Below are 18,350 nucleotides of genomic sequence, written 5' to 3' on the forward strand. Positions count from 1 at the left end.
GCTCCTCAAGTCATCGTTGGTCTTTTGATTCGGTGCGCGGCCAGCGCCCGCGCGCAGTCTGGCAAGGTCCGCCGCCGCGCTCAAGCCTTGCCGGCCATTAGCCACGTTGACGTAGCACCGCATGGGTCTGATCGAGACTCAGGCGCGCCAGGGTGACGAGCTCGTCGATGGACTCCGGCGTGATGACCAAAGGCGGGGCGATGATCATGGTATCGCCCACCGCACGCATCACCAGCCCATTGCGGAAGCAGTGCTCACGGCAGAGCATGCCCGCCCCACCCTCGTACCTGGTCCGCGTCTTCTTGTCGCGCACCAATTCCAGCGCCGCCACCATGCCGACCCCGCGGGTCTCGCCCACCAGCGGATGGTCGGCCAGCTCGGCCCAGCGTTTCTGCAAATAGGGTGCCGTGGCGTTGCGAACCCGGTCGACGATGCCTTCGTCACGCAGGATGCGGATGTTTTCCAGGGCCACGGCGGCGGCCACCGGATGCCCGGAATAGGTGAAGCCGTGATAGAACTCGCCACCCTCGTCGAGCACCCTGACCACTTCGTCGCGTACCACCACGCCACCCATGGGCACGTAGCCGGAGGTGAGCCCCTTGGCGATGGGCATCAGGTCCGGGGCATTGCCGTAGTACTGGCTACCGAACCATTCGCCGGTGCGACCGAAGCCGCAGATGACCTCGTCGGCGATGAAGAGGATGTCGTACTTGTCGAGGATCTGGCGCACTCGCGGCCAATAGCTTTCCGGCGGCACTATCACCCCGCCGGCACCCTGGATGGGCTCGGCGATAAAGGCGGCGACACGCTCTTCGCCGACCTCGAGGATCTTCTGCTCCAACTGATCGGCCGCCCAGACGCCGAACGCCTCCGGACTCATCTCGCCACCTTCACCGAACCAGTAGGGCTGCGGAATATGCACGATGTCGGGCAGCAGACCGCCCTGTTCGTGCATCGCCGCCATGCCGCCCAGGCTGGCGCCGGCCATGGTCGAGCCGTGGTAGCCATTCCAGCGGCCGATGACTACCCGCTTCTCCGGCTGGCCCTTGGTTGCCCAGTAATGGCGCACCAGACGCAGCACCGTGTCGTTGGCCTCCGAGCCCGAACCGGTGAAGAACACGTGATTCATGCCCTCCGGTGCCAGTTCGGCGATGGCCTTGGCCAGCTCCAGCGCCGGCGGGTGGGCGGTCTGGAAGAACAGGTTGTAGTAGGGCAGCTCACGCATCTGGCGACTGGCCGCTTCGACCAGCTCTTCACGGCCGTAGCCGACGTTGACGCACCAGAGCCCGGCCATGCCGTCGAGAATGCGCTGACCCTCGCTGTCCCAGAGGTGCACACCCTCGGCACGGGTAATGATGCGTGCGCCCTTCTCGTTGAGCTGGCGATAGTCGGTGAAGGGCGCCAGCAGGTGCCGACGACTCAGGTCCTGCCAATGGGCGGTGGTAAAGGTAGTCACGAAGCCTCTCCTTGAATCGCGGTCAGACGCTGAGCAGCAGGAATTCCCGCTCCCACGAACTGATCACGCGCTTGTAATTCTCATGTTCGGCGCGCTTCACCGCGACGTAGCCACGGGTGAAACGACTCCCCAGATAACGCTCCAGGGTGGCCGACTGCTCCATGCGCTCCAGGGCGGCTTCCAGGGTCAGCGGCAGGCGCAGGTTGCGGCGCTCATAGCCGCGGCCCTGCACCGGGGCGCTGGGCGAGACGTTCTCGACCATGCCCAGGTAGCCACACAGCAGGCTGGCGGCCAGGGCCAGATAGGGGTTGGCATCGGCGCCGGCCAGACGATTCTCAACCCGGCGATTCTGCGGATCGGAATCCGGTACCCGCAGGCCCACGGTGCGGTTCTCCTCACCCCACTCCACGTTGACCGGCGCCGAGGTGTCGGGCAGGAAGCGGCGGAAGGAATTCACATTGGGCGCGAACAGCGGCAGCGCCTCGGGAATGTATTTCTGCAGACCGCCGATGTGGTGCAGGAAGAGCTCGCTCATGCTGCCATCGGGGTTGGAAAACACCGTCTTGCCGGTCTTGAGATCCACCACGCTCTGGTGCAGGTGCATGGCGCTGCCGGGCTCGCCGGTCATGGGTTTGGCCATGAAGGTGGCGGTGACGTTGTGCTTGAGCGCCGCCTCGCGCAGGGTGCGCTTGAAGACGAAGATCTGGTCGGCCAGGTGCAACGGATCGCCGTGACGGAAGTTGATCTCCATCTGGGCGGTGCCTTCCTCGTGGATCAGGGTATCCAGATCCAGCTCCTGGGCCTCGCACCAGTCGTACATGTCCTCGAACAGCGGATCGAATTCGTTGGCCGCGTCGATGGAAAAGGACTGGCGCCCGGTTTCCTGGCGACCGGAGCGCCCTACCGGCGGCTGCAGCGGATAGTCGGGGTCGTCGCTGCGCTTGGTCAGGTAGAACTCCATCTCCGGCGCGACGATGGGCTGCCAGCCGTGCTCGGCATAGAGCTTGAGCACCTTCTTGAGCAGGTTGCGCGGCGACAGCTCGATGGGGATGCCGCGCTTGTCGTAGGTGTCGTGGATCACCAGGGCGGTGGGTTCCAGCGCCCAGGGCACCAGGAACACCGCGCGATCGTCCGGGCGACAGTGCATGTCGATGTCGGCCGGGTCGAGCAATTCATAGTAGATGTCGTCGTCGACATAGTCCCCGGTCACGCTCTGCAGGAGCACGCTCTCCGGCAGGCGCATGCCCTTTTCGTTGAGAAACTTGGCGGTGGGAGAAATCTTGCCGCGGGCGATGCCGGTCAGGTCGGCTACCAGGCATTCCACTTCAGTGATCTTGCGTTCTTTCAACCAGGCGGTGAGCCGGTCAAGCGGGGTGCTCATAAAGACCTCGAAGGTTCGAGCGGGGTGAACAGCATCAGCGACCGGCAGCGCGCTCCTTGCAGGCCTTGCCGAACGCCTTGAATAAAGCGAGATAGACCGGGTGACTGCGTACCTTCCACTCCGGGTGCCACTGCACACCACAAGTGAAGGCGCGGGCCTCGGGAAGCGAGACGGCTTCGATCAGGCCATCGGGGGCCAGCGCCTCGGCGCGCAACCCCGGCGCCAGGCGCTCGATACCCTGGCCATGGATGGAGTTCACCTCGAAGCGCGTCGGCAGATCCAGGGTCTCGAACAGGCCACCTGGCTGGACCTCGACCAGATGGTGCAAGCCATAGTGCTCTTCCAGGGTCTCGCCGCGCTCGCGGTGATCCATGAGGGAAGCGACCTCATGCACCTTCTGGTGCAGGCTGCCGCCAAAGGCCACGTTCATTTCCTGGAAGCCCCGGCAGATGCCCAGCACCGGCACGCCCGCAGCCACCGCGGCGCGCAACAGCGGCAGGGTCACGGCGTCGCGCGCCGCATCGTGCAGGGTGCCGGGCTCGCTGGGCGGGCCCTGGTAATGGCGAGGTTCGACATTGGACGGCGAACCGGTGAACAGCAGACCGTCCAGACGCTCCACCAGGGTCTCGGTGGCGATGAGGTCGGCGAGGGCCGGAATCACCAGCGGCATGCCCTCGGCCCCCTCCACCACCGCGCGCAGATACTTGTCGCCAGCGATGTGAAAGGGATGCAGGCCTAGTTGCCTGGTACAGGCTGTGACACCTATGAGGGGCAGCGCGGACATGGGGCACCGGGTTGAACAGGAATCATCCGAGCCTAGTCTTGTTCGTTATTTTTCACAACCACCGGTAAAAAGTTTCGGGATTCTGCACAGAAGCGGCGCAACAGAGGCGTTCTAGCGCTCATGAATGCGCCAAAAACAGGCACCTGCGCACCACCCCTGAGCAGGCTTTCCGCCAGTTGACTTTGCTCCGCCTTTCGGATTGACTCCAGGGTGGTAACTCCGCTGATTGATATTTTTAACAGGGGCGCTGGCAAAGCGTCGGAGCGCAGGCGAGACCGTACTCTCAGGTCGCTGTCGGATCGACAGCGGGCACTCGTGCCCTCACTGCGGTTGGCCCACTGGGCAAACAGGCGCATCAGGCGCTAACCGTTTTGTCGAGCGCAGCCAAAAGCAAAGGTGTTTCATCATGTCGGTACCCCCGCGTGCCGTTCGTTTGGATGAAGCGACCGACTTCCTCAGGGAGCACCCTGAGGTCCAGTTCGTCGATCTTCTGATTGCGGATATGAATGGCGTGGTGCGTGGCAAACGCATCGAGCGCAACAATCTGCCCAAAGTCTTCGAGAAAGGAATCAACCTCCCCGCTTCGCTGTTCGCCCTCGACATCACCGGCTCCACCGTCGAAAGCACCGGTCTCGGGCTCGACATCGGCGATGCCGACCGCGTCTGTTTCCCCATCACCGATACCCTCTCCATGGAGCCCTGGCAGAAGCGCCCCACCGCGCAGCTGCTGATGACCATGCACGAGATGGAAGGCGAGCCCTTCTTCGCCGATCCCCGCGAGGTCCTGCGCCAGGTCGTCCAGCGCTTCGACGAGCTCGGACTCACCGTCTGCGCCGCCTTCGAGCTGGAGTTCTATCTGATCGATCAGGAGAACATCAACGGCCGCCCGCAACCGCCGCGCTCACCCATTTCCGGCAAGCGTCCGCAGTCGGTCCAGGTCTACTCCATGGACGATCTGGATGAATACGCCGACTGCCTGCAGGACATCATCGACGGCGCCCGCGCCCAGGGCATTCCGGCCGACGCCATCGTCGCCGAATCGGCGCCAGCGCAATTCGAGGTCAACCTCAATCACGTCGCCGATCCGATCAAGGCCTGCGACTACGCCGTACTGCTCAAGCGCCTGATCAAGAACGTCGCCTACGACCATGAGATGGACACCACCTTCATGGCTAAGCCCTATCCGGGCCAGGCGGGCAATGGTCTGCATGTGCACATCTCCCTGCTGGACAAGGAAGGTCGCAACATCTTCGCCGGCGAGGATCCCGAGCAGAACGCCGCATTGCGTCATGCCATCGGCGGTGTGCTCGAGACCCTACCCGCCTGCATGGCCTTTCTCTGTCCCAACGTGAACAGCTATCGGCGCTTCGGCTCGCAGTTCTTCGTGCCCAATGCCCCGAGCTGGGGCCTGGACAACCGCACCACCGCCCTGCGCGTCCCCACCGGTACGCCGGAGGCACACCGCATCGAGCATCGAGTGGCTGGCGCCGACGCCAACCCCTACCTGCTGCTGGCCGGCGTCCTGGCCGGGGTACACCACGGCCTGACCCGGCAGATCGAGCCCGGCCCGGTCACCGAGGGCAACTCCTACGAGCAGCACGAGCAGAGCCTGCCGAACAACCTGCGCGATGCCTTGCGCTACCTGGACGACAGCTCGGTGATGGCGGAGTACATCGATCCGAAGTACATCGACATCTTCGTCGCCTGCAAGGAGCACGAGCTGGAGGAGTTCGAGCACTCCATCTCCGACCTCGAGTACAACTGGTACCTGCACACCGTGTAAGCACCGCCTGCCGACCGGTCCTGCACCGGTCGGCAGGTGCGCTGCAGTACCGCCGGAGCCCTGCGCGTAATCACGCTCGTGGCGCCCTGCCGATCTTTCCCTTTATCACCCACGACGACTCTGGACGGAGAGCTTCGCCATGACCACCCTCACCACGCCGCGTGCCGATGGCTTCCACATGCCGGCCGAATGGGCCGACCAGCGCCAGATCTGGATGGTCTGGCCCGAGCGACCGGACAACTGGCGCCTGGGCGGCAAGCCTGCCCAGGCGGCCTTCACCGCCGTGGCCCAGGCCATCGCCCGCTTCGAGCCGGTCACCATCGGTGCCTCGGCGCAGCAGTACGAAAATGCCCGCGCCCGCCTGCAGCATCCGAACATCCGGGTGGTGGAAATCAGCAATGACGACGCCTGGTGCCGCGATTCCGGCCCGACCTTCGTCAGCGACGACCAGGGCGGCGTGCGCGGTGTGGACTGGAGCTTCAATGCCTGGGGCGGCCTGGACGGTGGTCTCTACTTTCCCTGGCAGCGCGACGACCAGGTAGCGGGCAAGATCCTGGCGATCGAGAATCTGCCGGGCTATCGCACCCCGGACTTCGTCCTCGAAGGCGGCTCCATCCATGTCGACGGCGAAGGCACCCTGATCACCACCGAGGAATGCCTGCTCAACGCCAACCGCAATCCACACCTGGATCGTGCGCAGATCGAGCGTTACTTGAGCGACTACCTGGCGGTGGACAAGGTCATCTGGCTGCCCCACGGTCTCTACAATGACGAGACCAACGGCCACGTGGATAACTTCTGCTGCTACGTGCGCCCGGGCGAGGTGCTGCTGAGCTGGTGCGACGACCAGGCTGATCCCAACTACGGCCGGTGCCGCGAGGCCCTGGCCGTGCTGGAGCGTGAAACCGATGCCCGCGGCCGCACCCTCAAAGTGCACCGCATTGTTACCCCAGGTCCGCTGTTCGCCAGCGAGGAAGAATGCCGCGACGTAGACGCCTGCCTGGGTACCCAGCCGCGCCGGGCTGGCGAGCGTCTGGCCGCCTCCTACGTCAATTTCCTGATCGTCAACGGCGGCATCATAGCGCCGACCTTTGGCGTCCCCGAGGATGCCGAGGCCCTGCGTACCCTGCAGGCCTGCTTCCCGGAGCACCAGGTGATCCAGGTCCCCGGACGCGAGATCCTGCTGGGCGGTGGCAACATCCACTGCATCACCCAGCAGCAGCCGACCGGCCGCTGATTTCCGGCGGAAACGAAAAAAGCCCGTCTTTCGACGGGCTTTTTTCTGACCTGAGCGCGGCTTAGAGCAGCGGCAGGGTGTAGCTGACGATGAAGCGGTTTTCGTCCTGATCGCGCTGACCCGGAACGCCCTGGGTGCTGGCTGCCGGCAGGTCGGAGCGCAGCGAAGCGTTACGCCAGGTGAAGCCCAGACCTTTCAGCTGGCCTTCCGGGACCACGTAGCTCAGCGTCAGATCGCGTTCCCACTCCATGTAGTCGCCATTGCGGGTGCGGATGTTATCGCCGTACTGGTAAATGATACCGGCGGTCAGACCCTTCATACCCAGCTGACCGAAGTCATAGGAGTAGCGAGCTTGCCAGGTGTCTTCACCGGAGCGGGCGAACTTGTTGATCTGCAGGTCGGTGATGATGTAGGCGGAAGCGCCATCACCCTGGTTCAGGAAGGGGAAGTCGCTGTTGCCATTGCTACCCTGGTAGCCAGCGCCAAAGGTATGGCCCTTGATCGAGTAGGTGAACAGGGCGCTGTACAGACGGTTGTCCACTTCGCCACGGGTAACGGCGCCAGTGGCGGTGCGGCCGTAGTAACCGCTGGACGCATAGAGCGCGCCTTGGGTGTCGGCATTCTTGTTAGCGCCATCGCCGTTGCTGTCGAAGTAGCGCAGATCGGTCTTGAAGGTACCTTCACCCAGCTTGACGCTGTGGGTCAGACCCAGGAAATGCTGGCTGTAGAAATCTTCCAGCTGACCGAAGTAGTACTGCAGCGTCAGGTCCTTGGTGACCTTGTAGTCGGCACCGGCGAAACGGAACTGGTTGCTGTCACGCGCGGTGGAACCACTGTTGGAGCCCGCGATGGACATTTCTTCGTAGTTGCTGGAAGCACGGCCCTTGACGTGTTCGATCTGACCAGCAGTCAGAGTCACGTCCTTGATTTCCTTGGAGGTCACCTGACCGCCCAGGAAGGTCTGCGGCAGGATACGACCATCGTTGAAGGTGATGACCGGCAGCTTGGGCATCAGGGTGCCGTAGCGCAATTCGGTCTGGGAGATCTTCATCTTGGCAGTAGCGCCAACGGTGCTGAATTCGTCGACGGAGCTGCCGTCGGTTTCACGCGGGAACATGGTGCCCGGCTGATTGGAGCCGTCGGTCTTGCCGGCACGGCCGCCGCCATCCAGACGCAGACCCAGCATGCCGATCGCGTCGACACCGAAGCCAACGGTGCCTTGAGTGAAGCCGGACTGATAATTGAGCAGGAAGCCCTGACCCCATTCCCGGTTGGTCGACGGGTTGGCGGTGCCATTGCGGTTATCGAGATTCTCGTAGAAGTTGCGCAGGCTCAGGGTTGCTTTGCTGTCCTCAATAAAGCCGGCAGCGTTGGCGGCGGCAATGAGGGACAGGTTCAGACAGGCCGCGGAGACCGCGACCACCAGTGGCTTCTTGACCATGTGTGCTCCAGGGGTGAATCGTTGTTATGCAGCCACCAGAGGTGTCAGCGTCTGCTGGTGGTATGCCCGACGGGCCGTGCGGAAGGGAAAGCTAGAGGGCTTTTGTTTCAATTTGGAGAATTATCCCGGGCTTGGTCGACTTTTAATTTGCGACTTCAAGCACAGGTCCCCTGCCACCGTCTTCCACGTTGCGAAAGCTAATTGCAAAAAAGCATTTCGTCTAGCGATACCTCGTTGAAAACCCGCTCTGTGGTCTTCCCCTTAGACTGGTCGGTCATGGCTGTAGGGAACCTTCCCCGCATACCGCACCGGAAAGGCTGGCCTTTTCCTGAAAAAAGGCCAGCTCATAGCCTGCGACTTTCCGCTCTAGGACGGGCTTTTCAAGGCATTGGAAAACCCTTGCAGTCCGTCATCGAATGCTGGATCCAGAGAAATTCCCTGCGCTCTTCAAGGACTTGTAATTTTTTGCTACGGCTTCCAGGGCCGACTCGCCCAGCACATGACACGCCTCGTCCGCCGCGTGAAACCTGACATCCCGCATCACAGTGGTTACGACGCGTTAGCGGCTTGGAAACAGACTTTCCATTCAGCGGGTGCCAACTCGCCGGCTTCCACAAACAGCTGTGGATAGCGTCAGGCTGCCGGGGCAAGAGGGGGAAGAAAGGAGTCCATGCCAGCTGACTGGGGAGAGGATGAAGCTACCGGGCACCGAGGACTAGGCTAGGCTAGGCTAGGCATGATCGGAACTGGCACGCTGGTATCCGAGAGCCAGACCTGGAGGTACGGCTCTGGAACATCTGCCAAGGGCTTCAGCCTTGGACGACTTGATCCTTGCCCTGGCGCTTGGCCTTGTACATGGCCTCGTCGGCCCGTACATAAAGAGTGTCGAGGGACTCATCGCCCTCACGCAGGACGGTGACACCCTGACTGATGGTGACCTTCAGCGGCCCCTCGGCGGTGGGTACGGCCAATTGGCGCACGGCGCGCTGTAGTCGGCCCCCGATCTGCAGTGCGAGGTCGCTGTCGCAACCTGGCAACAAGAGGGCGAATTCCTCGCCGCCGATGCGGCCGAACAGATCGCCTCGACGAGTGGTCTGGACCCCGCACTCGGCAACACGCTGTAACACCTGGTCGCCCATCTGGTGGCCGAAGCGATCATTGATCTTCTTGAAGTCATCAATGTCGAGCAGCAGGAAGGCCAGCGGCTCGCCTTCGTTCTGAGCGAATTCGAAGGCGCGCTGGGCACTTTCGAAGAAGTGCCGACGATTGCTGCTGCGGGTCAGGACGTCGGTGGTGGCGAGCCGCTGCAGCTCCTCCTCCATACGCTTCTTGTCGGTGATGTCTTCGGCGATGCCCACCACCAGGAGCGGCATGCCCGCCTCGCTGCGTTGACTGACAAAGCACTTGTCGCTGAGCCAGCGGATTTCGCCATCGGCGCGGATGATGCGGTATTCGCGCGACTCTATGGCGCCTTGCTCTATCACCTGTTCCAAGGTGCGCTGGGCGTATTCGAGGTCGTCCGGGTAGATATTATTGAGCCAGGTGCTGTAGTCGGTCAGTACCAGCGACTGGGAGCGGCCGAAGATCTGTTCGTAGGCGGGGCTGACATAGATGATCTGGCGAGTGCGCCAGTCCAGGGCCCAGAGCACTGCGTTGACGCTTTCCAGCAGCGCGCTGAACAGCTGCTCCCGGTCACGCAGGCGATCTGTCTCGGCCCGCGAATGCAGGAGAGCCAGCAGATTCTCTTCCGGAGTGGGAAGAGCAGACAGAGAGAGTTGTTCATCCATATACACATGCGCCTACGCGGGGTCCTGAGGGAGTTAGAGACAGCTGAAACCAGCCTGGTTCAATCCCCGCATAGAGCAGCCCACCGCTTCGGTGGGCTTTTGTGAAGCCTTTCTCAGGCGGTTCCAGCCGGCCGCAAGGAATAGGTTTTCAGCTGTTCGGCGAATTCGCGTAGCGACTGGATGCCGCTGGCTTCGGCCTCGCCGATCCACTGCCGGGTCGCGGCCAGCATGTCGTGACCGTTGGCACTGGTCCGCGCCCAGATCTGCTGCAGCGCAAGGCGCTTTTCGTAGATCAGCTTGAGTGCCTGGCTGTGTTCGAGCAATTCATCGATACGCACCTGATGACGGGCCTTGAGCAGACTGGTTTCCCGCGCCAGCAGGCCGCGCGCCCGACGGAACAGCGGGCGCTGGGAGGGCGTGGCACTGCCTCGCTCCTGCCGCAGCAGTGGCCCGATCACCTGCTTGCGATACTGGGCCATGATCTGGAAGCGGTTGTTGAGGATGGCCATGGCGGTATCCATATCCAGCTGACCCTTGCCTTCGATGCGATGGGCGATGGGGGCGACGCGATTGACCTTGGCCAGGCGCAGCCAGGTGAACAGCTTGATCCAGGCCCAACCCATGTCGAACTCCCAGCGCTTGACCGACAGCTTGGCCGAGTTGGGATAGGTATGGTGGTTGTTGTGCAACTCTTCGCCACCGATGACGATGCCCCAGGGGATGAGGTTGGTGGCGGCATCGCGGCATTCGAAGTTGCGATAGCCCACGGCATGGCCCAGGCCATTGACCACGCCAGCAGCCCAGAAGGGAATCCAGACCATCTGTACGGCCCAGACGGTGAGGCCCAGGGCGCCGAACAGGGCGATGTCGATCAACAGCAACAGCACCACACCCAGGTTGCGGGTGCGGGGATTGGAGTAGAGCTTGCGCTCGATCCAATCATCCGGGCAGTTCTTGCCATAGATGCGCAGGGTATCGGCATTGTTCGCCTCGGCCTTGTACAGCTCGGCGCCGCGCCGGACCACGGTGGCGAGGCCCTTGTGCACCGGACTGTGCGGGTCGTCTTCGGTTTCGCATTTGGCGTGGTGCTTGCGGTGAATGGCGGTCCATTCACGGGTATTCATCGCCGTGGTCAGCCACAGCCAGAAGCGGAAGGCGTGCTTGAGCGCGGGATGCAATTCCAGCGAGCGGTGGGCGGAGTAGCGATGCAGGTAGACGGTGACACTGACAATGGTCAGGTGGGTCAGCAGCAGGGTGACCACCACCAGTTGCCAGACCGACAGGTCGAGCAGGCCGTTGTAACTCATGGACGCAAAGGACCTCGCGCGGGTTGTGTAGTGCAACTGTCACCTAAAGTTCAGTGAACAGGCGTTCGCGCATTATTGCCAGGGTGGGTGATAAATCCAGCCCTCCCTTTTGCTACACAACGTGTCCTTCACAGAGTGTTAATTCTAAAAACGAATAAACAAAGCATTATTAGCAATTTTAAGAAATAAAGATCAGCCCCCTAAGATGGCACCACTCTTTCGCCCACCTCTGCACATGAGGACGCCATCCATGAGTTCCGTTCCGTTCCGCAGCCTGGAAAACCAGGACGAAACCGCACTGCTCCGCGATATTCAGCAGGCTTTGCGCGGGCTGAGATTCGGCGCCATCGAGATCACCGTGCACAACGGTCAGGTGGTGCAGATCGAGCGCAAGGAAAAATTCCGGCCCCAGAGCGGCCAAGCCAACAAGCATTGAATTCTCGAGGTCAGCGGACGAGCGGGCACGGTGCCCGCCAGACGGTGTCCGGCTTTCTCACGTCAAGGAGTCCTTTCATGTCGATTCGCCGTTTCGCTCTGGCCGCGCTGGCCGGTGCCCTGTTCGCCACCCAGGTCCATGCCGTTGAATTGCTCAACGTGTCCTACGACCCGACCCGCGAGCTCTATCAGCAGTACAACGCGGCCTTCGCCAAGCACTGGAAGGCCGAAACCGGCGAAGACGTGAGCATCAAGAATTCCCATGGCGGCTCCGGCAAGCAGGCGCGCTCGGTGATCGATGGCCTACAGGCCGACGTGGTGACCCTGGCGCTGTCCGGCGACATCGATGCCCTCAACCTGCACCAGCAACTGGTCGACCCCAACTGGCAGAAGCGCCTGGCGGACAACAGCACCCCCTACACCTCGACCATCGTCTTCCTGGTACGCAAGGGCAATCCCAAGGGCATCAAGGATTGGGACGATCTGGTGAAGAAAGACGTCCAGGTCATCACGCCCAATCCCAAGACCTCCGGCGGTGCCCGCTGGAACTTCCTCGCCGCCTGGGCCTATGCCAAGGCCAAGTACGGCAGCGATGCCGAGGCGCTGAAATTCGTCACCGAGCTCTATCGCCACGCCCCGGTGCTGGACACCGGCGCCCGCGGCGCCACCATCAGCTTCGTGCAGCGCCAATTGGGTGATGTGCTGATCGCCTGGGAAAACGAAGCCTATCTGTCCCTGAAGGAAGAAGGCGGCGACCAGTTGGAGATCGTCACCCCGTCGTTGTCGATCCTGGCCGAGCCGCCCGTAGCCGTGGTGGACAAGGTGGTCGACAAGAAGGGTACCCGCAAGCAGGCCGAGGCCTATCTGCAGTATCTCTACAGCCCCGAGGGTCAGCGCATCGCCGCGCAGAACTTCTATCGTCCTCGCGATGCCAAGGTGGCGGCGGAATTCAAGGATCAGTTCAAGCCGGTCAAGCTGGTGACCATCGACCAGGAATTCGGCGGCTGGAAAGCGGCGCAACCCAAGTACTTCGCCGACGGCGGCGTGTTCGACAAGATCTTCGCCGACATCAACAAGTAGCACCGCAGCCGGGACGGCTCACGCTGACCGGCCCGGAACAGGTATCGTTCCACCCCTCTGCGCCCTGGCGAATGCATCGCCGGGGCGCCTTGCAGAAGGACGCCTCATGTCTCGCCGTCTCTCCCCGGTCATACCCGGCTTCGGGTTGACCCTGGGCTTCTCCCTGACCTACCTCGCGCTGATCGTGCTGATCCCGCTGGGCGCCATGTTTCTCCATGCCAGCCAGCTGAGCCTAGGGCAATTCTGGTCGCTGATCACCGGTCGCCAGGTGTTGGCCGCGCTGCAGCTGTCCTTTGGCACCGCCCTGCTCGCCGCCTTCGTCAACGGCATCCTCGGCACCCTGCTGGCCTGGGTGCTGGTGCGCTACGAGTTCCCTGGGCGCAAGCTGATCGATGCCATGGTCGACCTGCCCTTCGCCCTGCCCACCGCGGTGGCCGGCATCGCCCTGACCGCCCTCTATGCCCCCAACGGCCTGATCGGCTCGCTGTTTCCCTTCAAGATCGCCTATACCCCGATCGGCATCACCCTGGCGCTGATCTTCGTCACCCTGCCCTTCGTGGTGCGCACCCTGCAGCCGGTGCTGGCGGACATCCCCAAGGAGATCGAGGAAGCCGCCACCTGCCTGGGTGCCCGCCCCTGGCAGGTGTTTCGCTATGTGCTGGTGCCGACGCTGTTGCCAGCCTGGCTGACCGGCTTCGCCCTGGCCTTCGCCCGCGGCGTGGGCGAGTACGGCTCGGTGGTGTTCATCGCCGGCAACATCCCGTTCAAGACCGAGATCCTGCCGCTGCTCATCGTCTCCAAGCTGGACCAGTACGACTACACCGGCGCCACTGGCATCGGCGTGTTCATGCTGCTGGTGTCCTTTGTCATGCTGCTGCTGATCAACATCCTGCAGCGCCGCATCCAGCCCAACATCTAAGGAGTCCGCATGAGCCTCATGACGTCGACCAAGGCGGATGCGCGCGCCAACAAGCAGCGCACGCCGGTGGCCATCGCGCTGATCGCCAGCGCCTGGCTGATCTTCCTACTGATCCTGGTGCTGCCGCTGTACATGGTACTGAGCCAAGGCCTGGCCAATGGCATCGGCGCCTTCTGGGACGCCATCAGCGAACCGGATGCGATCTCGGCGCTCAAGCTGACGCTGTTCGCCACCGCCATCTCGGTGCCCCTGAATCTGGCCTTCGGCCTGGCCGCGGCCTGGTGCGTCACCAAGTTCGAGTTCACCGGCAAGAGTCTGCTGATCACCCTGATCGACCTGCCCTTCTCGGTCTCGCCGGTGATCGCCGGTCTCATCTATGTGCTGCTGTTCGGCGCCCAGGGATTGATGGGTCCTTACCTGCAGAGCGTCGATGTGCAGATCGTCTTCGCCGTGCCCGGCATCGTGCTGGCGACGATCTTCGTCACCTTTCCCTATGTGGCCCGCGAACTGATCCCGCTGATGCAGGAACAGGGTACTCAGGAAGAAGAAGCGGCGCGCCTGCTGGGCGCCAGTGGCTGGCAACTGTTCTGGCACGTGACCCTGCCCAACGTGAAGTGGGCACTGATCTATGGCGTGGTGCTCTGCACCGCGCGGGCCATGGGCGAGTTCGGCGCGGTGTCGGTGGTCTCCGGCCACATCCGCGGCCTGACCAATACCCTGCCGCTGCACATCGAGATTCTCTACAACGAATACAACATCGTCGCCGCCTTCAGCGTGGCGATCCTGCTGCTGATGATGGCCCTGGTGATCCTGCTGCTGCGGCAGTGGAGCGAGAGTCGCCTGAGCCACCAACTGCAGCACCGTGACGAGGAATAAGGCGCCATGAGTATCGAGATCCAGGATATCAACAAGAGGTTTGGCGCCTTCCAGGCGCTCAAGGACATCAACCTGCACATCGAGAGCGGCGAACTGGTCGCCCTGCTCGGCCCCTCCGGCTGCGGCAAGACCACCCTGCTGCGCATCATCGCCGGCCTGGAAGCACCGGACACCGGCAACATCGGCTTCCACGGCGAAGACGTCTCCGGACGTGACGTGCGCGATCGCAACGTCGGCTTCGTCTTCCAGCATTACGCGCTGTTCCGCCACATGACGGTGTTCGACAACGTGGCCTTCGGCCTGCGCATGAAGCCGCGCCGGGAGCGGCCGAGCGAGGCGCAGATCGCCAGCAAGGTGCACGAACTGCTGAACATGGTGCAGCTCGACTGGCTGGCCGACCGCTATCCCGAACAGCTCTCCGGTGGTCAGCGCCAGCGCATCGCCCTGGCCCGTGCCCTGGCGGTGGAGCCCAAGATCCTGCTGCTCGACGAACCCTTCGGCGCCCTGGATGCCAAGGTGCGCAAGGAGTTGCGCCGCTGGCTGGCACGGCTGCACGAGGAGATCCACCTGACCTCGGTGTTCGTCACCCATGACCAGGAAGAGGCCATGGAAGTGGCCGACCGTATCGTGGTGATGAACAAGGGGCAGATCGAGCAGGTCGGCTCGCCCGGCGAGGTCTATGAGCAACCCGCAAGCGACTTCGTCTACCACTTCCTGGGGGACTCCAACCGCCTGGCGCTGGGTGAGCAGGAGGTGCTGTTCCGTCCGCACGAGGTGGAGCTGGAGCGCGAGCCACGGCCGGGTTATCACGCCGCCGAGGTGCGCGACATTCGCCCGCTGGGGGCCATCACCCGGGTGACCCTGAGGGTGCCGGAGCAGACCGAGGTGATCGAGGTGGAACTGGTCAAGGACCACCCGGCGCTGGTCGGTCTGCAACGCGGTGCGCCGCTGCATTTCCTGCCGCGTACGCCCTGAGCTGCAGCAGGCGGCTAAGACCAAAGTCGTAGCCGCCTGGATCAGACAGCGGTTGCAACCTCCGGAAAGCTGGCTCCATGATCGACGAAGCTGATCCGCGTCACATTCGTAACTGATCGAGCCGAATCACAAGGAGGTCGCATGCCCAGGCGCTGGCCCGTCGTGTTGTCGCTTCACCTGGCCATGCTCGTGGCTGCGCTGCTGCTCTGGCAGTGGCTGGCGCTGCCCTCCACCGCCGGCCTGGGACTGGTTCTCGTGGCGGCCCTCTGGCCTTGGCTACTGCTGCTGCGCAAGCCTGTCGCGCCGCCGGCTCCGGCCCAGTCCTTCGACGAACTGACCAGCGATCTTTCGCGCAGTACGGCGCGCAATGCCGTGGCCATCGCCGGGGTGGCCTTCGCCGCTCAGCAACTGGCGGCCCGGGTGCAATCTCAAGCCAGCACGGCCGCACAGATTTCCAGCAGCGCCACGTCCCTTACCCAGACCGAGCACGACAGCGCCGGCAGCGCCCGCCAGGCCCTGGCGGTGGCGCAGCAGGTGCACCAGCGCAGCGAGGCCGGTCGGGAAGCCCTGAACTCAGCGATCGCCGCCATCCGCGCCCTCAGCGAGCACGCCCGCCAGAGTCGGGAACTGATCGCGGGTCTGAGTGCCCGCACCGACAAGATCCAGCAGGTCACCGAGGTCATCCAGGCCATCGCCAGCCAGACCAACCTGCTGGCGCTCAATGCCGCCATCGAGGCCGCGCGCGCCGGGGAACACGGGCGCGGCTTCGCGGTGGTCGCCGACGAGGTCCGTGGCCTGGCGGCGCGGACCTCCAGCGCGACCGGCGAGGTGGGCGTGATCGTGGCCGATATCGGCCAGCAGACCGGGGCCGTGGTGGCGCAGATCCAGGAACTGGCCCAGGCGCTGGAAGATGGCGTGCGCCAGGTCGAACGCACGGGCGAAGGCCTCCAGGAGATCGCCCAGCTGGCGCAGACCGCCGAGCGCCAGGCGGCGGACATCGCCCAGGGCACCTCGGCCAATCTCGCCCAATTGGAAAGCCTGGCCCAGGCGGTGGAGCAGGTGCACAGCGATCTCGCCGACAGCGAGCGTCAGACCAGCCGCCTCAGCGGCGCCGCCGATGAATTGGTGGACATGGCCGAAGCCAGCAGCGAACGCCTGGCCGAGGTCGGCCTGGACAGCTATCACCAGCGCATCTTCGAACTGGCGCGCCAGGGCGCGGATGCCATCGGTCGCCGCTTCGAGGAAGACCTGGCCGCCGGACGCATCACCCAGGACGCCCTCTTCGACCGCCAGTACCAGCCCGTGCCCGGCAGCCAGCCGGCCAAGTACCGCACCCGCTTCGACAGCTACACCGATGGCGTGCTACCGGCGATCCAGGAGCCGCTGCTGGACCAGCATCCCGGCCTGGTCTTCGCCATCGCCTGTACGCCTGAGGGCTATGTGCCTACCCACAACCGCGCTTTCGCCCAGGCGCCCACCGGCGATGTGGCGGTGGATACGGCGCGTAGTCGCAGCAAGCGCCTCTTCAGCGATCGCACCGGCAAGCGCTGCGGCAGTCATCAGCGCCGCCTGCTGTTGCAGACCTATATGAGGGACACCGGCGAGGTGATGCACGACCTCTCGGTGCCGATCCTGGTGAATGGCCGCCACTGGGGTGGACTGCGCCTGGGCTATCGCCCCGATATGGCGCGCTAGCCTAGCTTGAGCTGGGTGACGGCCAGCTGCCAGACCGCCGCCTCCAGCCCCAGCATGCGCCCGGCCTTGTGCTCCAGCAGGGTTTCGAGGGACTCGCCCGGGGCGGGATTCGCCGCCTGCGCCGCCAGGTGCAGGATCAGCGATGGCTTGGGCAACACGCCGTGCAGGCTGTGCACCGCGGCCACCAGTTCGCGCAACTCCAGCGGCAGCCGCCAGTGCCGCTGCAATTCCGCGGAGAACTCCAGGCTGTAGCTCAGCAGAGCGCGCTCCAGCGCTGCCTCCTCGAGAACGCCGCCCCCGTCGCACCAGCGTTGCACACCTTGCAATACGGCCAACTCACCCAGCCGATGGAGCAGACCGGCGGTATAGCAGCGCTCGGCGTCTTCGCGCGCATAGCGCAGCGCCAGCAGACGCGCGCAGTCGGCGGCACGTTGGGCCAGGTGCAGATAGCCTTCGGCGCGCGTGGCCAGCAGCGGGTCGGTCAGACGCGTCGCCCGTCGCAGACTCAGGCCCAATACCAGATTGAGCGTAAAGCCGACGCCCAGCCGCGGTAGGGCCTGGCTGAGGGTCTGGCAGGACTGCCCGACGCGCTGGGAGGCGCTGTTGGCTGCGGCAATCAGGGTCGCCGTGACCAGCGGATCCTGGCCGAATTCGGTTTCCAGCTCGCCCAGGCTGCAGCTCTCGCTCTCGCGGCAGCGCTGGATGATAGCGGGCAGATCGGCGAACAGCGGCACGGCGTCGATTTCGGCGGCCATGCGCTGCAGATGATCGTCCAGCGAGCCCAGGGCCGCGGCACTGGCTGCCTGAGCGGCGTCTCCCGCAGGTGGCAACAGACTGCGCAGACGGCGCAACACCTCTTCCGCTGCATAGGGTTTGACCAGATAGGCCGTTGGTGCCAGGCGCAAGGCGGCGCGCACATAGGCGGCATCGGAATGGTCGGACAGCAGGATCACCGGCTGCAGTGGCTGGGCACCGCGCTGGCGGATGCGCCGCAGCAGGTCGAGGCCGTCGCAATCGGCCGGTCGCTCGACGATGATCAGGGCGCATCTCTTGCGCTGATCCAGTTCGGCGAGGGCCTGATAGCCATGGCCGTATTCATGCACCAGGGCATCGGCGCGCACGGCCAGCACCAATGACTTGAGCAGGTCACGGGTCCAGGGATTGGCGTCGACGATGAGTATCAGGGGCGGCATC

Annotated in this window: 15 protein-coding genes; 8 read left to right on the forward strand and 7 right to left on the reverse strand. The window is 63.8% G+C overall.

The genetic code is table 11. The features are described 5' to 3' along the window. Positions 1-97: 97 nt before the first annotated feature. From C722_RS0112805 to C722_RS0112815, 3 genes are read right to left on the reverse strand one after another with little or no spacing between them, the layout of a single operon-like run. Positions 98-1,456, reverse strand: a complete 1,359-nt coding sequence (locus C722_RS0112805) for an aspartate aminotransferase family protein (protein ID WP_017640876.1) — start codon at positions 1,454-1,456, stop codon at positions 98-100. A gap of 22 nt (positions 1,457-1,478) precedes the next feature. Beyond that, positions 1,479-2,837 (reverse strand): glutamine synthetase family protein, encoded by a 1,359-nt coding sequence (locus C722_RS0112810; RefSeq protein ID WP_017640877.1) that lies wholly within the window; start codon positions 2,835-2,837, stop codon positions 1,479-1,481. 34 nt (positions 2,838-2,871) lie between these two features. Then, positions 2,872-3,621 carry a gamma-glutamyl-gamma-aminobutyrate hydrolase family protein gene (locus C722_RS0112815; protein ID WP_017640878.1) on the reverse strand — a complete coding sequence of 250 codons (750 nt, stop codon included), beginning with the start codon at positions 3,619-3,621 and terminating at the stop codon, positions 2,872-2,874. A gap of 406 nt (positions 3,622-4,027) precedes the next feature. Between C722_RS0112815 and C722_RS0112820 the strand changes: the two genes are divergently transcribed. Continuing rightward, a complete protein-coding gene (locus C722_RS0112820) occupies positions 4,028-5,404 on the forward strand; it encodes a glutamine synthetase family protein (protein ID WP_007160769.1) in 1,377 nt (458 codons plus the stop codon). 139 nt (positions 5,405-5,543) lie between these two features. Further along, positions 5,544-6,641, forward strand: coding sequence for an agmatine deiminase (gene aguA, locus C722_RS0112825; protein ID WP_017640879.1), 1,098 nt, complete (start codon positions 5,544-5,546; stop codon positions 6,639-6,641). 61 nt (positions 6,642-6,702) lie between these two features. Here aguA and C722_RS0112830 read toward each other — a convergent pair whose 3' ends face one another. The 3 genes from C722_RS0112830 to desA all read right to left on the reverse strand — a co-directional run bounded on the left by C722_RS0112830 (position 6,703) and on the right by desA (position 11,176). After that, the gene (locus C722_RS0112830; protein ID WP_017640880.1) at positions 6,703-8,082 is read right to left on the reverse strand and encodes an OprD family porin; all 1,380 of its coding nucleotides are present in this window, start codon (positions 8,080-8,082) and stop codon (positions 6,703-6,705) included. Between the two features lie 809 nt (positions 8,083-8,891). Then, positions 8,892-9,869, reverse strand: a complete 978-nt coding sequence (locus tag C722_RS0112835; RefSeq protein WP_017640881.1) for a sensor domain-containing diguanylate cyclase — start codon at positions 9,867-9,869, stop codon at positions 8,892-8,894. A gap of 113 nt (positions 9,870-9,982) precedes the next feature. Then, positions 9,983-11,176, reverse strand: a complete 1,194-nt coding sequence (gene desA / locus C722_RS0112840; RefSeq protein ID WP_017640882.1) for a delta-9 fatty acid desaturase DesA — start codon at positions 11,174-11,176, stop codon at positions 9,983-9,985. 250 nt (positions 11,177-11,426) lie between these two features. Here desA and oscA point away from each other — a divergent pair, with 250 nt between their 5' ends. The 6 genes from oscA (at position 11,427) to C722_RS0112870 (ending at position 17,156) form a co-directional block, all read left to right on the forward strand. After that, on the forward strand, positions 11,427-11,612 hold the full coding sequence (oscA, locus tag C722_RS0112845; RefSeq protein ID WP_017640883.1) for a sulfur starvation response protein OscA: 186 nt from the start codon (positions 11,427-11,429) through the stop codon (positions 11,610-11,612). A gap of 77 nt (positions 11,613-11,689) precedes the next feature. Next, entirely contained in the window at positions 11,690-12,691 is a 1,002-nt protein-coding gene (locus C722_RS0112850) for a sulfate ABC transporter substrate-binding protein (protein ID WP_017640884.1), read from the forward strand. 106 nt (positions 12,692-12,797) lie between these two features. Next, positions 12,798-13,610: a sulfate ABC transporter permease subunit CysT gene (gene cysT, locus C722_RS0112855; RefSeq protein WP_017640885.1), complete on the forward strand. Its 813-nt coding sequence runs from the start codon at positions 12,798-12,800 to the stop codon at positions 13,608-13,610. Positions 13,611-13,619: 9 nt separating this feature from the next. Beyond that, entirely contained in the window at positions 13,620-14,486 is an 867-nt protein-coding gene (gene cysW / locus C722_RS0112860) for a sulfate ABC transporter permease subunit CysW (protein WP_017640886.1), read from the forward strand. A 6-nt stretch (positions 14,487-14,492) separates the two neighbouring features. Further along, positions 14,493-15,461: a sulfate/molybdate ABC transporter ATP-binding protein gene (locus tag C722_RS0112865; protein WP_017640887.1), complete on the forward strand. Its 969-nt coding sequence runs from the start codon at positions 14,493-14,495 to the stop codon at positions 15,459-15,461. 183 nt (positions 15,462-15,644) lie between these two features. Beyond that, positions 15,645-17,156, forward strand: a complete 1,512-nt coding sequence (locus C722_RS0112870) for a methyl-accepting chemotaxis protein (protein ID WP_371099788.1) — start codon at positions 15,645-15,647, stop codon at positions 17,154-17,156. On the opposite strand, the gene C722_RS0112875 is transcribed toward C722_RS0112870, so the two are convergent. Next, positions 17,153-18,349, reverse strand: coding sequence for an HDOD domain-containing protein (locus tag C722_RS0112875; protein WP_017640889.1), 1,197 nt, complete (start codon positions 18,347-18,349; stop codon positions 17,153-17,155). The two genes, C722_RS0112870 and C722_RS0112875, sit on opposite strands and share 4 nt — an antisense overlap. Between the last annotated feature and the right edge of the window lies 1 nt (position 18,350).

It is taken from the genome of Pseudomonas sp. 313 (assembly GCF_000316965.1).
GTDB classification, from domain to species: Bacteria; Pseudomonadota; Gammaproteobacteria; order Pseudomonadales; family Pseudomonadaceae; genus Chryseomonas; species Chryseomonas benzopyrenica.